Source organism: Ignavibacteria bacterium, assembly GCA_017302895.1.
Taxonomy (GTDB): domain Bacteria; phylum Bacteroidota; class Ignavibacteria; order Ignavibacteriales; family Ignavibacteriaceae; genus UTCHB3.
This window is the reverse complement of record JAFLBV010000003.1, coordinates 358545-374763: the sequence shown is the minus strand read 5'-3', so window position 1 is coordinate 374763 and position 16219 is coordinate 358545. Positions and strand designations below refer to the sequence as shown.

13 protein-coding genes are annotated in these 16219 nt (G+C 43.5%); 2 read left to right on the top strand and 11 right to left on the bottom strand.

What is annotated here, in order from left to right:
• Positions 1–73: 73 nt before the first annotated feature.
• On the top strand, positions 74–3343 hold the full coding sequence (locus J0L60_13795; protein ID MBN8547200.1) for a PD40 domain-containing protein: 3270 nt from the start codon (positions 74–76) through the stop codon (positions 3341–3343).
• Positions 3344–3410: 67 nt separating this feature from the next.
• Here the strand turns inward: J0L60_13795 and J0L60_13790 are convergent, their stop codons facing one another.
• The 8 genes from J0L60_13790 to J0L60_13755 all read right to left on the bottom strand — a co-directional run bounded on the left by J0L60_13790 (position 3411) and on the right by J0L60_13755 (position 11597).
• Complete coding sequence (locus tag J0L60_13790; protein ID MBN8547199.1) at positions 3411–3932, bottom strand: heme-binding domain-containing protein; 522 nt, start codon at positions 3930–3932, stop codon at positions 3411–3413.
• Between the two features lie 20 nt (positions 3933–3952).
• A complete protein-coding gene (locus J0L60_13785; GenBank protein MBN8547198.1) occupies positions 3953–4327 on the bottom strand; it encodes a hypothetical protein in 375 nt (124 codons plus the stop codon).
• 146 nt (positions 4328–4473) lie between these two features.
• The gene (locus tag J0L60_13780; protein MBN8547197.1) at positions 4474–6000 is read right to left on the bottom strand and encodes a hypothetical protein; all 1527 of its coding nucleotides are present in this window, start codon (positions 5998–6000) and stop codon (positions 4474–4476) included.
• Positions 6000–6491: a TlpA family protein disulfide reductase gene (locus tag J0L60_13775; GenBank protein ID MBN8547196.1), complete on the bottom strand. Its 492-nt coding sequence runs from the start codon at positions 6489–6491 to the stop codon at positions 6000–6002. Before J0L60_13775 ends, J0L60_13780 begins: the two co-directional genes overlap by 1 nt.
• A complete protein-coding gene (locus J0L60_13770) occupies positions 6491–7219 on the bottom strand; it encodes a T9SS type A sorting domain-containing protein (GenBank protein ID MBN8547195.1) in 729 nt (242 codons plus the stop codon). The genes J0L60_13775 and J0L60_13770 overlap by 1 nt, the downstream gene beginning before the upstream one ends.
• Before the next feature lie 8 nt (positions 7220–7227).
• A complete protein-coding gene (locus J0L60_13765) occupies positions 7228–8223 on the bottom strand; it encodes a PEGA domain-containing protein (protein ID MBN8547194.1) in 996 nt (331 codons plus the stop codon).
• A gap of 49 nt (positions 8224–8272) precedes the next feature.
• Positions 8273–11095 carry a T9SS type A sorting domain-containing protein gene (locus J0L60_13760; protein ID MBN8547193.1) on the bottom strand — a complete coding sequence of 941 codons (2823 nt, stop codon included), beginning with the start codon at positions 11093–11095 and terminating at the stop codon, positions 8273–8275.
• Positions 11096–11168: 73 nt separating this feature from the next.
• On the bottom strand, positions 11169–11597 hold the full coding sequence (locus J0L60_13755; GenBank protein MBN8547192.1) for a YjbQ family protein: 429 nt from the start codon (positions 11595–11597) through the stop codon (positions 11169–11171).
• A 286-nt stretch (positions 11598–11883) separates the two neighbouring features.
• Here J0L60_13755 and J0L60_13750 point away from each other — a divergent pair, with 286 nt between their 5' ends.
• Complete coding sequence (locus tag J0L60_13750; protein ID MBN8547191.1) at positions 11884–12267, top strand: hypothetical protein; 384 nt, start codon at positions 11884–11886, stop codon at positions 12265–12267.
• A gap of 478 nt (positions 12268–12745) precedes the next feature.
• Here J0L60_13750 and J0L60_13745 read toward each other — a convergent pair whose 3' ends face one another.
• The 3 genes from J0L60_13745 to J0L60_13735 form a co-directional block, all read right to left on the bottom strand.
• Positions 12746–13954: a formylglycine-generating enzyme family protein gene (locus tag J0L60_13745; protein MBN8547190.1), complete on the bottom strand. Its 1209-nt coding sequence runs from the start codon at positions 13952–13954 to the stop codon at positions 12746–12748.
• 1336 nt (positions 13955–15290) lie between these two features.
• Positions 15291–15788 (bottom strand): PIN domain-containing protein, encoded by a 498-nt coding sequence (locus J0L60_13740; protein ID MBN8547189.1) that lies wholly within the window; start codon positions 15786–15788, stop codon positions 15291–15293.
• Entirely contained in the window at positions 15785–16054 is a 270-nt protein-coding gene (locus J0L60_13735; GenBank protein ID MBN8547188.1) for a ribbon-helix-helix protein, CopG family, read from the bottom strand. The genes J0L60_13740 and J0L60_13735 overlap by 4 nt, the downstream gene beginning before the upstream one ends.
• Positions 16055–16219 lie beyond the last annotated feature (165 nt).

Here is a 16219-nt window from a genome sequence, read left to right as displayed (position 1 = left end):
TTTAATCCCGTGACGGCTCTTTTTCGTAATTTAGCCCTCATGGGATTTTTTTTATTTAACAGGACAAAAACCAATGAAAAAAGCGTTTCTTCCCTTATTGTTTTTGACCTTCACGGGTCTCGTATTCTCTCAGGAGTCCCACACACCTGATGCTCTGATGCTCCGGTTCCCTGACATTTCTGCAGACAAAATTGTCTTTCAGTATGCCGGCGACCTCTACACGGTTCCCAAAACAGGAGGTACAGCGATTAGACTGACTTCTGTACCGGGGAACGAAATCTACGCAAAATTTTCACCCAAAGGGGACAAAATTGTCTTCTCCGGAAATTATGACGGCAATGCGGATGTCTATCTGATACCCGCAACAGGTGGGGTCCCTGAAAGGCTCACCCACAATCCGACACCTGATCTGGTGAACGACTGGTATCCTGACGGAGAGAACATCCTCTTCCGCTCACAGCAAAACTCCCCTTCTTACAGATACAACAAACTCTGGAGACAGTCAGTGGCAGGAGGTATGCCCGAACTTCTCCCTCTCGAATATGGCGAGTTTGCATCTGTCAGCCCTGATGGACAAAAAATTGCTTTCCAGACTCTCGCCGTCGAAAGCAGAACCTGGAAAAGGTATCGCGGTGGTATGGCAAGTGACATTTGGATTTACGATTTTAAGAACAACACTTCCGAAAAAATCACCGACTTCGACGGTTCCGATGGTATCCCGATGTGGATTGGCGATATAATCTATTTCCTGTCCGACCGCGATAACAATAAAAAGCTGAACATCTGGGGATATAACACAAAAACAAAGGAAGTGAAACAATATACTTTCTACGATGAATATGATGTTAAGTGGCCCTCAGGCGGAAACAGCGACATCGTTTTCGAGAACGGAGGCAAGCTTTTTGTTCTTAATCTGACAACCGGGAAATCTACCGAAGTGAAGGTTACTATCCCTTCCGATCTCCCGCAGGTTCGTCCCGCTTTGAAAAATCTTTCAAAAATGATCTTTAATTTTGACATCTCCCGCGACGGCAAAAGAGCTGTGTTCGAAGCCCGCGGTGAAATTCTGACTGTCCCGGCAAAAGATGGTGTTACCAGAAATCTGACAAACTCCTCCGGTGTTGCCGAAAGAGAACCAACCTGGTCGCCCGACGGAAAGCACATTGCATATTTCTCCGACAAATCGGGTGAGTATGAACTCTACATCAACCAGGCTGACGGAAAAGGGAGCGAAAAACAACTCACCAAAACCGGTGTGGCTTTCAAACAGGGTATTGTCTGGTCTCCTGACAGTAAAAACATTGTTTTCAATGACAACTTTGGCAATATTTACATCTACTCGATTACTCCCGACAAACTGACAAAAATCGACAAGGATGAATTCAACTATTTCTTCACCTTTGCCTGGAGTTCCGACAGTAAGTGGCTTGCATACGACAAACGGGTTCAGTACGGCACTTCGGCTATCTTTGTTTACAGCATGGATGAAGGAAAAGCAAAGAGAATCACCTCTGATTTCTACAATTGTGCAAATCCGGTCTTCGATCCAAAGGGTGACTACCTCTACTTCTACAGTCTGAAAAACTTTGAACCGACCTACTCCGACCAGGACAATACCTGGATCTACCACAACTCGGTCAACCTCTATGCAATGACTCTTCGTAACGATGTGAAAGACATCTTCGCTCCAAAAAATGACGAAGTGGATGTGAAGGAAGAGAAAAAGGATGAGGCTAAAAAGGACACTCTTAAAAAAGATGAACCAAAAAAAGATGAGGCTAAAAAAGAAGAAAAATCTGTAAAGATCGACTTCGACAACATCGAAAAAAGAACTGTCCTCATCAAGAAACTTGGCAATGCCGGCTCACTTGCTGCTGCCGAGGGAAAAGTATTCTATGTCCAGTTCCCGAAAGCCGATTCGTGGATGACCGGTGGAACACTCTTCCAGTTCGATCTTGATAAAAGAGAGCAGAAGGAAATTACTTCGGGAGTCAGCCAGTTCAGACTCTCTGCCGACGGCAAAAAAATCATGGTACAAACCCCCGAAGGTGCCTATTCCATCATTGACCCGGCTCCGGGGGCCAAAATTGCCGACGGCAAGCTCGATCTCTCCAATATGACCGCTACCATCAACCCAAGAGAAGAATGGAAACAGCTCTACAGGGAGGCATGGAGAATCGAACGGGACTTCTTCTACGACCCCGATATGCACGGCCTCGACTGGGAAAAAATGGGCAAAAGATATGAAGCTCTCCTTCCATACATCGTTAGCAGAAGTGACCTGAACTATGTTATCGGTGAACTGATTGCCGAATTAAATGTTTCACATGCTTATGTTAATGGCGGCGATCTCGAAAATCCAAAATCAACCTCAGTCGGCGTACTCGGTTGTGATTTCGAAGCCGACAAAAAAGCAGGTTACTACAAAATCGCCAAAATCTATGAAACCGCTCCATGGGATGCCTCCGAAGTAAGATCACCTCTTGCAGCTCCCGGTCTTAATGTGAAAGAGGGCGACTATATCATCGCCGTAAATGGTCAGGCACTCGACATGAAAGCTGATCCATGGAAAGCTTTCCAGGGTCTGGCAGACAAGACGGTTATCCTCACGATCAACTCCTCTCCTGGGAAAGAAGGTGCAAGGGATATCCTCGTAAAACCTCTTGGCAATGAGCAGACACTCAGATATTATGCCTGGATCGAAAAAAACAGGAAATATGTCGATGAGAAGACAAACGGCAGAGTCGGATACATCTATGTGCCTAGCACCGGAATTGACGGGCAGACAGACCTCTACCGCCAGTTTATGGGACAGGTAAACAAGGATGCTCTCATCATCGATGAAAGATTTAACAGTGGTGGTCAGATTCCCGACAGGTTCATCGAACTCTTAAACAGAAAGCTCTACAATTACTGGGTAAGAAACGGCTTCGAGGACTGGCAGACACCATTCGTCGGCAACTTTGGACCAAAAGTCATGCTGGTTAATGGCTGGTCAGGTTCCGGCGGAGATGCATTCCCTGCATACTTCAGAGCTGCAGGTCTCGGTAAAATTGTAGGTAAAAGAACATGGGGCGGTCTCGTCGGCATCACCGGCACTCCCCCGCTAATCGATGGCGGTTCGGTTACAGCTCCTTCATTCGGTTACCGTGAGATTACGGGAGAACTCGGAATCGAGGGCTACGGTGTTGATCCTGATTATGATGTTGAGAACTACCCTCACGAACTCGCGAAAGGGAACGACCAACAGCTCAACAAAGCAATCGACCTTATCCTGGATGCACTGAAAGCGAATCCTCCAAAAAAACCGGGTAAAGTAAAATATCCCGACAAATCCAAATAGCATTCTCAAAAAAAAAGGCTGCCTTCAGTTACGGAGGCAGCCTTTTTAATATCATCCTGACCGGAAGCTATTTTCCTTTGGCTTCTTCCATTTCTCTTTTTTCCCGACCGTTAAGCTCTTTGTTGTCCTGCTTGACTTCGGTTCCGGTTTTCTGACCTCCCTGTTTATCCAAACCAAAAGTGGCTCTCAAACCTTTAATCAATTCCGCTTTTTCAAGGGGAGTCAATTTCGCTTCGGAATGGAGCAGTAAATAGTCAGAAGGAGGCATGCTTCCTTTTTCTATCTCCTCAATTGCTTCTTCAGGTTTTTTGGTACCGACAGGATACTCTGAAAAATAAAAGTGGCGCCTGCCATTTTTCACATTGTTATAAACCTTCCACGATGCCGGTGCAATGTATGAGTACCAGGGCCAGTTTGTCTCGGCACTGTGACAATCGAAACAGGCTTTTTTAGCCAGCTCTCTCGTCCGCGGTGAATCCCATGGCGGTTCAGACCTTACCTCGGGATTGGTATGGTCAACCTGAAATATCTGAATAACCAAAAAGATGGCAACCAGCGAAATGCCGGCATATTTGAGCACTTTTTTCATTTGAAATTAAATTTTTGTGATTAAAATTTTATCTTTTCGTAAGTGCCGTCGAGACGGGGAATCACCTGTGTATCAATGAAGAGAGCAAATCCGAGTCCCAAAGCATAAAATACAAAATCGAGAGGATCAAATACCGACCCAAACAGATTTATGTCCAACAACTGGGCAATCTCGATGATGGAAGCGAAGAGGAATATGATAAATGCCTTGGCAAATTTATTCCCGCTTACTTGTTTGAAGAGAACGCTTAAAAAATATGCTGCTATTACACCGGTGGTCTCAAGAGCGTAATTGTTCATGAATCCCTCAAACGGTCCACCATATCCATCCAAAAGGAGGTAATAAATCACTCCAATGGCAGCAATAAAAATCAGTAAAAGGATAAACCGTATCAAATTCTGTTCCTTTGGCTCTTTGTACCGGAAAAGTTAAACATTGAAGGAGTCATTTTTTTAATTGTGTGATGCAATATTAAGAAAGAAATCGCTTTTTACAAAATTTTTATCACCAATAATCAAAATTTAACAGCCGAACAACTCTTTTAGAACCTGTTCACCATCTTTATCTCCACACCTCTGAATTCGGGCTCATACCGGCAAACACCTCCGATACAGATTATCCCTGCCTCTCTCGACCCGGCGAGCAGGCTAAGGTCGGTGTGTTCCCCAATCTTGATCGTCCCTTGAACATAACTCCAAAGTGTTCTGACAGTATTTCCGGGAATCGGCTCCCTCGTCTTCATTTCTGCAACAAGTGCAATCGAATATTTTGGCGATCTCAAATATTCCATCGTGAAAACATCGGAAAAATAATCCTCGAGTGTGGTCCTGTTGTTCGACTGTTGATGTTCGAAAATAAATCTCAGGGTGTTTCGGGGGTCAATTGAATATCTGATATCCAAAACACCGGTGTAGTTTTTTGTATTTTCGTCGAGTTCCTCGTTGTAACCAAGTGCAATTGTGGTTTTGAATTTTTCTGACCACTCGTTTGAATACTGTCCAAAAACTTCTCTTAGCTTGACTCGAGGCTCAAGGCTTTGTCCGTAAATTCGTTGAATGTATGAATCCTTGTCGAGAGTTTTTGTCTCTGAAAATTGTAGAAGCAGAGAGGAATTGTCGCTTAGATTGGCAGTTGCTTCCACCTGATAACCCTGCTCATTGTCAGCATCAAGTGTGGAAGGATGACGGTTGAAGAGCTGATAGCTGTAATCTTTCCGGGTGGCCGGGGGCTGATTGTAATTTATCGTCTGATCAAACGACCTGAAACCGAAATTGTCGTAATACTTGTATTCGCCTGTTATCGAAAAAATGTCGTACCAGTATGAAGCGGATGCATAAATGCCCTTGCCGGCAAAACTTTCCGAGCTGTTAAAAACAGCGTTCTGAATGTCGGAATTCTTCTTTACAGCGTATTCGAAGTATCCGTCAAATGCACCAAAAGATGTCTCAAGACGCAATGAACCAATGTCTGTTCTGGAAACATTATCAAATTCGGGTTTGTTCGAAGCAAGTGTCACACCTCCCTTTAGCCATTTCAGTCCGCGGTATTCGAGATCAGCAAGATAAAGCACATCTTTTCTCTCGTTGTTTGAGTTGGCTGCAGAACCCGCGAGCGCTGTAAGTCTGAAATTCCTGTAACCTGCCTTAACCAAAACGCCCTGCAGGTTGTTGTCAAGCCGGAGATTTCTGTCCTCATAGCTTCTTAGCACCATGCCTCTTCCAACCAGGGCATAGTAGTTTCCCGCGGTAATTTCGAAATTTGTCTTTTTGTCGCCAAAATTTACAGTAAAGTACTTATAAGCAATATCGGAATATTTTTCCTTCCCTCTGCTGATTGCAGGACTCGGGTCGTTTGGAAGGAATGATTCATATCTGATACCCGCCGAGAAATTTTCGTATCTGTAGTCGAGGTTCAACCAGTCCTCAAATATCGATATCTTTTTCTCAAAATCATACGAAGCTTTTGTCTGGTTTAGAATTGTAACCCCCTTCGGAAGTTTGGGAGCGGGAAAATCCTGTGTGAAAACTGTAAGAGGTATGGTCAACAGAAGCAGTAAAAATTTATTCATCATTTGCTTCCCAACAATTCGATTATCTTCTCTTTCAGTTGTATCTCATCCCCCTTTTTATAACCCGAATGAGAATAAACGATTTCACCCTTTTTGTCGATCAAAACTGTATGGGGAACATCCTTTGCATAAAAGAGTCTTGCCACATCTCCGTTTGTATCAAGGAGAACGGGAATCGTCATTTTCTTCGATTTTACAAAGGGCTCAACTTTTGCCACTGATCTCTCACCGTCTACCGATATCGCATATCCTTTCAGTCCCTTGCCTGATAGTTCCGAATAAATTTTCTCGATATGCGGCAGCTCCTCCATACACGGTTTGCACCAGGTTGCCCAAAAACTGAGGAGAACCACACTGCTGTCAGTGTTGTCACTTAATGCGACAGTCTCCCCCTCAAGGTTTTCCAATGAAAAACCGGGAGCCTTCTGACCATCCTGAGCAAAAAGTCCGGTTGCCAAAAGAAATAAAAACAGGAATAAAGACTTCAGCATTATTTCTCCAGTATCATTTTTCTGGTTGTAACAAGATCACCAGCGTTAAGCTGATAAAAATAAACCCCGGATGAAAGGTCACTTGCATCAATGTTTACACGGTGTTCACCTTCTACCATATATCCATTCAAGACTTCCTTCACCTTGATACCGAGCGAATTATAAACTGTCAGCGACACATCGGAACTCTTAGCGAGTTTAAATGAAATGGAAGTGGAGGGATTAAAGGGATTTGGGAAGTTCTGATCAAGCCTGAAACCGGTAACGATGGCAGCATCTTCTACCGATACGGGGATTGTTCTTCCCGTGAGCTCAACTGTATAAAATTCTGCAGGCTGGTTCATGTTCACCGCTTTAACGGTGACTGTCGCTGTTCCATTAATTGTTGAAGTAAAAATATGTACCGAAAAATCTCTGGTTTCCATCGGTTGAAGCGGTGAACTTGAGAAATCGGGGGTGGTCGCAACACTGTCCACAAACGGGGCAAAACATCCCAAATCAAAACACATTGACGATGTCCAGTCCTGATGAGGCAGATTCTCCTGCGTTCGTACTATATAAATCGTCTGCGGGGAGTTGGTCAAATTTCTGAAAGTAAATTCAAAGACAAGCTCGCTCCCAAGTGAATCGTTCAGAACTGTATGATTTGGTGTGAATTCAAATGTCTGTGCCTCGGTTACCGCCGGAAAAAGCAGAATAACCAAAGCCAATAAAACTGATTTACGCATCTTTTAAGTTATCTTTTAGAAATTGCTGACTGATAGATCTCTTTTGTGGTTTTGTTTTGCAGGAATGCAATAATTCTAAGCTTCGACAAATCCCAGCCGCTGTTGATGGCAATTGCGAGATTGAAGCTGATGTCCTGGCCATTTTGTGTAAGATGAGGAATTATACCCCCCGAACCGGTAAGAAAGCCGCGAACCACATTATGAAAGAGAGTTTCACCATTTGAACCCGGTGGCGTTGAAAATGAAGTTTCAGTCTGAACTGCATAAACATGCAGGACTGTCTCATTTGAATCAACCTGTGGCAGGTCGAGGACTTTTATATTCACTGTGGAATACAGAACTCCTCCCGAAGTGGAATCTTTGATGCTCATCCTGAAGCGTGCAGGAGCACCAAGCTGCTGATCAACATACTGTTTTATCTGATTTGAATCGCTTGATACGGGTTTTAGTTTCCCGTCTATGTATGTGGTCGGCGTGGAAAATATTTTGTAAAACTGAGCCCGAGTATCAATCGAAGCCTTGTTCGCTTGATAAAAGGGATCCTGAGGGGAAGGGTAGCTAACATGATACTTGATCATTATGACATTTTTATCGAGAAGAGTACCGGTCTCGAGTGAACGCAATATCCTGTTCGAAGTGACACAGGGGACACAACTGACATTGGCAAAATCTTCAATAATCACAAGCTTTTGCTCCGTTACCGGCGCAAGATTGAAAGTCTCCTCTCCAAGTGAGAATGCTCCAATGACAACATTTCGAGTCTCGGAGACATACCCGTCCTTCTCAACTCTTAATGCATGTGTTCCTGCTTTGGCAAGAAGTGTATCGGGAAGTGTCTTTCCGGTATTTACACCGTCAAGGAAAATTGCAGCCCCCGCGGGACTTCCCTTTACTACAATTCCACCGGTAACATCATCTTCAATTTTAACAGGGGGTGTAGTCTTACACCCATGAAAAAATAAAAATGCTCCCAAAATGATGAAGAATATCAACTTCTGTCTCAAACACTCCTCAGGTTTATTCTATTCACAATTTTTATCAGTTCCCGAAAAATCACTTCAACAGGATCATTTTTTTGCTCAGAACAGTTCCCTCTGAGACGAGTCTGTAGAAGTAAATTCCGCTCGAAAGTCCCGCTCCGTCAAAATCGACATTGTACTTCCCCTGCGACATCTGCTCATTCACAAGCACTTTCACAAGCTCACCAACAGAATTGTAGACTGCCAGATTTACCATCCCCGATTGTGGAATGCTGAAACTGATTTTTGTCGATGGATTGAAAGGGTTCGGGAAATTCTGATCCAGATTAAAATCCACAGGAAGTTCGTTTTCATCTTTTTCGAAAATCGAGGTGGCTATCCCCGGTTCCGGAGTCGGAAGTTTCATGGTTGTGTAAATTTTGAATTCACCCGGAAGGAGCGAAACTGACATGTTCACATCGGAAACGGTCATGGAGTCACCTGAGAAGAAATCGTACCACTTCCCTGTGTTCTGGAAACCGGGATTGTAGTTCGCCTCTGTAACACCAAAGTTGCCCGTGATAACCACATTCATTTGCGAGTGATTTATCTTGATAGTCTTCAGTGCAGTAGCGGCATCGATTATAAAATCCGTACTGCTGAAAGCGTCGTAGTTCTTTTTGAGCTTTATTAGTTCCGCCCAGGTTTTATATAGATTGAGCCTTCTGCTGTCGTTGTAATATTCCCACTTGACAGGCTTTGGGTCTGTCTTGCATGCGTCAGTACCACAAGGATAGAATATCGAGACATCATAAGCAAGCTCTCCAAACTGCCAGATCATTTTCGGACCCGGGACAGTAAAGAAGAACGCGCCGGCAAGTTTCTCTCTTGCAATGGCTGTCGAAAGACTTTTCACATTATAACCGCCACTCGAAGCACCATACAGCAGGTTTTTCGCCATCGTTCTCTCTTCATCGTGCGATTCCATGTACCCGACAAGTTTCGGGGAACTGAAATTTCTGTTTTTCCAGGAAATACCGCTAAAATTCGATTTGTTGTTGTCGTGCCATCCCATTGTGGCTTCATTGTAGTTAGAGTTGTGATTGCCCCATAGCATCATTCCCTCATTTGCGAGAGCAATTTCCTCGTTGTTATCAGCAAAATGCTCGAGAATTACATAGGAATTGGGGTCAACTGTCCAGATTTGCTGCGCCATTCTCTTCAAAAGATTGATACGCGACTGGTCATACTGCCCCCACTGACCGACATTGCTACCGCTGTTGGTCTGTGTAAATCCTTTTGAAAGATCGAATCTGAAGCCGTCAAACTTGTATTCTTCTATCCAGAATCTGTTTACACGGTCCACATAATCTTTTGTTGCCTGACTCTCATGGTTGAAATCATAGCCGACATTATAAGGATGTTTCGCTATTGGATTAAACCATGGACTGTTGGCAGCAGGTCTGTTATTGGCAGCATCCCAGTAGAGAAGAACCATCGGATTAAGCCCGAATGCGTGATTGAGCACCATATCCAAAACAACTGCGATGCCTCTTTTGTGGGCTTCGTCGATCAGTTTTTTAAGTTCGTTTCTCGGTCCGTACCATTTATCAACTGCCATATGGAACATCGGGTTGTAGCCCCAACTGTTGTTCCCTTCAAATTCCATTATCGGCATAAGTTCGAGACAGTTGATTCCAAGTCTCTGCAGGTATCCGAGGGTGTCGGTGATCGACTTGTATGTCTGTTCCGAAGTGAAGTCCCTGATGAGCAACTCATATACCACGAGTTTCTCTTTGGGTGGCTTCTGGAAATTGGTCACCTGCCACTGATAAGGTGTCTGCCCGGGTTGCATTACAGAGACAACATTTGAGGTGAGACCGACAGGATAGGGAATCAAGCCGGGATATCTTACGCTGTCAATATATTTGTCGTTCCAGGGGTCAAGCACTTTTTCAGAATAAGGGTCGCCGATTTTGATGGCGTTATCCACGAAATACTGAAACCTGTACTCCTTGCCCGGAGTCAGACCGTTCATGGTAACCCAGTACCGGAATCCGTCAGGCGTCTTGTAAAGTTCGTATGCCGGGTCAATTTCCCAGCCATTCATATCTCCGATCAAATAAACAAACTGCTTGGTCGGAGCATACAGCACCATCGTTGCCGAAGTGGAGGAGGTGTAGTTTATTCCATCCTTTACACCGGCGGGAAGTGCCTGCACAGGGGTTGCTCCTCTTACCACATAATAAACCGAATCGTATCCCATGCCGCCTGATCCTGAGATCGCAACTGCTTTAATTCTGGTTTTTCCGATCTGGGATGCGGTAAGCTGGTAAGTAATCGAATCGTTGTTTACCGAAGCCACTTCAGAGTCGTTCACATACAGTTTCATGGTCTGAGTTCCTGCAGCTCCTATTGCGAGAACGGGAACGGAAGTATTTTGTGCAATTATCCCCGAAACCGCTGGTTGAAGTATTGCTGCGGTCTGACCCGGCTGCGAGAGTGGAAGAAAAATGTCGCCACCATCCGCGGTCTTACCTGTCAGGGTTCCGGCTGCATTTCTGAAAACAAAAGCAAGCTGAAGTATCGTCTCATTCGCAGGGACATTGTAATATTGTCGAATCTTGAATGCAATTTTCCATTTCGTTCCGCCAACGAATGAAAGCTGTGTCTCGGGAGTGTTCTGTCCCCAGTTAGTCTTTACATATCGCCAGTCAGCGGGACTTGTGCTTTCCGTCGTGATCACTCCCGTGTGGGCATAAATCGGGAAAACATTCATCAAGCCCGCATTTCCTTTTGAAGCGTCGTATATAATTACAATCGAATCCTCGGGAGTGGCAAAATATGGCGTCCACTCAAGTTCCTGTGCATAAATTCCTGATACAAACAACAACAGGGCAATAATTACTTTTTTCATTTTATCTTACTTTTTATTTCAAAAAATCCATTAATCAGACTTCAAACTTCAAACTTCAGCCTTCAGCCCTCTTTTACTCTTCTCTCTTCGCAATAAACTGATAAACAACCGTTCTTTCTCTGGGACGGGTATCAAAATCGATGAAAATTACCTGCTGCCAGGTACCGAGAGTCAGTTTACCTTTGATGAAGGGAATATGAAGTGACGGTCCTTGCAGGGCAGCGCGGATATGTGAATGTCCATTTCCGTCATGCCAGGTCATATCGTGATGATAAATCTTTCCCGAGGGAACCAGTCTGTCCATAAACTCGGGATAATCTTTCAACAACCCCGGTTCAAATTCTATTGTCGTTAGCGCTGCTGTGGACCCGGGTATAAAAAGGAGGACACTCCCCTCAGTAAAACCGTTTTCCTGGATTAATTTTTCCACATCAGCAGTTAAATCTTTTATGTCCGAATTTCCATTTGTCTGGAAATGCAATTTGCCTGTAAGAAATTCCATGATCTTCACTTAATATTTATTTACCGATTTAAAAAATAAAGATAATTAAAGCCATGAGCAAGAGAAAAGTGGCTGGAGTTATCAGTTTTGAGTTATTATTTTTGAATTGATTCCTGGATGTGAATTTACTGATTTTGGATCACCTGCTTCGGCTGAAAAGATGATGTCTGTTGAAAAAAGTTTGAAAAATCGATGTTCCGGCAACGAAAATATTACAATTATTTTTACTAACTTGAGAAAGGGGAATAATTATTTTTAATCATTAACCATTTTCATGAGGTCCCTTATGAGAAGATATCTTTTCCTTTTCGTTTTTTTGCTTACCACAGCAACCTTTTCGCAATCAATAACCTTCTGTGAGGGTGTCACTGAGAAAGGTGCTCCAATAAAAGCCTCGGAAGTTTTTAGCATCTCCGCAAACGGCAGTTACTTCTACTTCCTCGTCAAACTTCCTTATACAGTCAGTTGCGAAAAAGTCTCCTTCGAAATCTATCGAATTGAAGAAGATTACGAGTCGTACGAGACTACCATATCCATGGATACAAAACCAGACTGGGCATGGTTCTACAAACAGGTAACCTTCTACCAGTCCGGCTGGTTCCGGGTATATGTCAGAGATTGCTCCGAAACCGTCCTTACTTCAGGAGTGGTTCAGGTAAAATTCAAATGAAATTTGAGGTTAGAAGTTTGAGGTTTGAAAACCAATAGCCAGGGAATTCATTCCCGGGAAGAGAAATTTCTATATCAGCCCTTGGGCGACATGTGGGTAGAAACATGGAAACCAAGATCAAAAAAGCCCTCCGGGCGACATGTGGATAGAATTTTTTATTACCCCCCCCCATATTTTTCATGAGAGATTGTATAAAAAAATTTTCTTAATTTTATCCATATGTCGCCACAAGGGTTCTTTACCGCATTCCTTTAATTCTTTTCCATCCTGAATATCGTGTTCAAAAAAGATGTCGCCACAAGGGCTCTTTACCGCATTCCTTTAATTCTTTTCCATCCTGAATATCGTGTTCAAAAAAATTCGAAGGGCTAACGCCCCTGAATATTCGGCTCCTAAGGTCCTCTATTTTTTCTCCACAGGGTAATCCGCCTCGGCGGAAGTTAACCCGACTCCGTCGGGAAATAATCCCTGCGGGAAACTAATTTTTTGTTCTCACTAACCGGAAGCCAAGAGCGTAGTTCCAGAACCCAGGTGTGCCGTTGTCACGGCCCGCAACACGGCAGTACCCCGCATCGCTGCCCCAACCGCCGCCACGAGCCACACGAAAGGAAGAATTATTGTACAAATCCCAGCACCATTCCCAGACATTTCCTGTCATATCATATACACCAAGTTCGTTAGGTTTCTTTTTCCCCGCCTTATGAGTCTCTCTTCCTGAGTTACCTTCATACCATGCCACCTCATCTATGTTGTTACTCCCGCTGTATTCATAGCCCTTACTTTGGCTTCCGCCTTTCGCTGCATATTCCCACTCTGCCTCTGTTGGCAGTCGGTATCCCTTTGCATTGAAATCACAAATGATGCTGCTTCCGCTTCCTGAATATGCCTTCTGCAAGCCCTCCTTCTCACTAAGCTTGTTGCAAAACTCAACTGCATCATTCCATGAAACTAGCTCAACAGGTCTTTTATCCCCCTTGGAATTCGATGGATTACTACCCATTACACTCTCCCATAATTCCTGGGTCACTTCGATTTTTGCAATCTCAAATTTTGACCAGCTTTTGTCCCCCTGCGTAAATGTCTTACCTTCTACTATTACCATGTTATTCTTGAGATCATCTAAAAGTTGCTTCTCATGTGCAGCCTTCTCTTCCGCAATCTGCTTCTCATATTCAGCTATTTCATCTAAAAGTTGCTTCTCTTTAAGATAATTATTTAACACATTGTATCCCACAATTAGCAAAATTACAAAAATCACCCCCATCCCTGTTCCAAGTATCAACTTTTTTTTCATCGCTTTTTTTTCGGCAATTTTTCTCTCCCTTTCCAGCCGAGCTCTTTCTATTTCCTCCTGTTCTTCCCTCTCCTTGCGTAGTCTCTCCTCTTCTGCGAGTCGTATTTTTTCCCTGTGTTCCGCCTCGAGTACTCTTGCTCTCTCTTGTCTTTCTGCCCAGGTCATTTCCTTTGTCGGTTTATCCTGCAGGGTTGAAGATTTTGATGCGGAAGTGGAAACATCAGAATCCGACCGTTTTCCTTGTGTGAGAATCGTGGGATCGAACGCAACGGTTTTTTCGTATTCTTCCATCAGGGTGCGTTCGGGGTCGGAGAGATCAAACTGCAGTAGTTCGTTCAAAACCTCCTTCAAAGATGAATACCGTTTGTTGATATCCTTCTCCAGCATCCGCATAACGATGTTTTCAATTCTTTTGGGGATGTGCGGATAGAAATTTGAAGGAAGCGGAAATGGTTCAGAACTTGAGATTCTAAGGGTTAGTGCTCCCGGGTTCTCACGCTGATCTTTTGTGAAAGGAAGTTGACCGGCAAGCATTTCATAAAAGGTCATTCCAAGACTGTAAATGTCACTTCGTTCATCAACATCTGCAGTGGTAAGCTGTTCGGGGCTCATATAACAGAGCGTACCCAGTTTTATGTTTGCAGTAGTTCGGTCTTCACCTGTCGTTATCTTCGCGATTCCGAAATCGGTGATTTTCAGGTTGCCTTTGTCAGAAATCAGGATGTTCGCCGGTTTAATGTCCCGATGGATTACCCCCGCCTGATGTGCATGAGAAAAACCTTCAAGCATTTTTATCATAAGGTCACGGACGTGGATGAAGGGTATTGGTCCGCTTATCTTTCGGATTTTGTAGTCGAGACTTTGTCCATCAACAAATTCCATTGCGATATAGAGAGTGTCATCTTCTGCAAATGCTTCGACAGGAGATACGATATTTGGATGGTTGAGACGGGTGAGAATCCGTTCCTCACGCGAAAAGCGGGCACGGTAATCCTGAATTTGAGCTTTTTGGGGGTCGAGTTCTTTTATTGCGACGATTTTTCCGTTTCTGTCGTCTTCAGCTTTATAAACGGTACCCATTCCACCCTCTCCTACTTTTTTGAGAAGGGTGTAGTATTTTACTCTCTTTATCATAATATTATTTTGTGATTGTTGGGAAATTCGAACGGGACAAAATTAAGAAAGGTTTGGGAAATAATTGTAATGTTTTTTTCTACGGACATGTCGTCTACGAACATGTAACCCCGCTACGGGGGTAAGGTTTGATTATCGGTCTAGATTCTACGAACATGTAACCCCACTAAGGGGGTAAGGTTTTGATTATCGGTCTAGATTCTACGAACATGTAACCCCACTAAGGGGGTAATTATGGTGTATCCTTCCTTCTTCTACGAACATATAACCCCACTACGGGGGTAAGGTTTGATTATCGGTCTAGATTCTACGAACATTTAACCCCACTACGGGGGTAATATCCTTTCCATCCTTTTTTATCTTGAATATCGTGTTCAAAAATGATGTCGCTTAGAGGGTATAATTGGTCGGCAGGACAATCGAGACGATTGTCGCTCCTTTTCCGAAATCAGAGTTTTTCGAATATCCGTGGAAATCCGTGGAAATATCCACATCCGTGGGAATCGGTTAAATTCGTCTCATCCGTGTGCTATTTCATGCCCATCCCAGAGATGAATTCAGATCAGCTCATAGTTCATAGATCATACTTCATAGCTTAAACGTCCGAAGGAGAGTGAATTTCGAGTCCATCTACTCTATGAAAAGCTTTGTCCGCTGTAACAATTTTATTGATTCTTAACCTTTCTGCCAGACTGACAATTAGAGAATCATTCGTTAGCAGACCATATTTTTGTTGTACCTGCAATGATGCCGTATGATCCTCAAGAAGCACCGGTTCCACCTTAAATCCAATTTCCAGTAAATCCCTTATTTCTGAGTGGTATCTTTTGAGATTGCGAATGATCTCAGGTTTTTCTGACAATTTTCGGGCAGGATTCGAACCGGGGTTTATCCCACTCTCTTTCGCTTCAGCCATCATCCGAATATGCATGAATTCTGCCAGTACATTTGTGGGGATTATCCCGTAAATCTCTGAAACGGCACACCTTCTCAACAATTCAACGCACTCAGTCGAAACATTTTCAATTGCATACAGCAAAATGTTGGTATCAATGATGACACGGCTTTTGTCCGGAATCTCAGAAATGTTCATTGGTCGAAATAATCCTCATTGAGCAATTCATCGATATCCTCTTTGGAAAGTCTGTTTTTATTTGAGGTGAACCTTTGAAATGCCTCCAATCGAATCGTATAATCGTCATTCGAATCATTCACATATTTTTTCAGTGCCTCTTCGATTATTTCGCTCATCGATCGCTTCTCTTTTATCGATTTGGTTTTTATTTTCTCGATGATCTCTTTCGAAAGAACAGTACCGATCTTTTCTTTGTACTCACTTTTTCTGATTCGTGGTTCCATATCATAAATTCCTTATAGTCTCGATTAAATATATGAAGAAAATTTTTCAAGAAAAAAGTAATAATTCAAGAAATTTTTAACATTTGTCGGCAGGACAATCGAGACGATTGTCGCTCCTTTTCCGAAACCGGAGTTTGTTGCCCATCCGTGATATCCGTGTTGAAT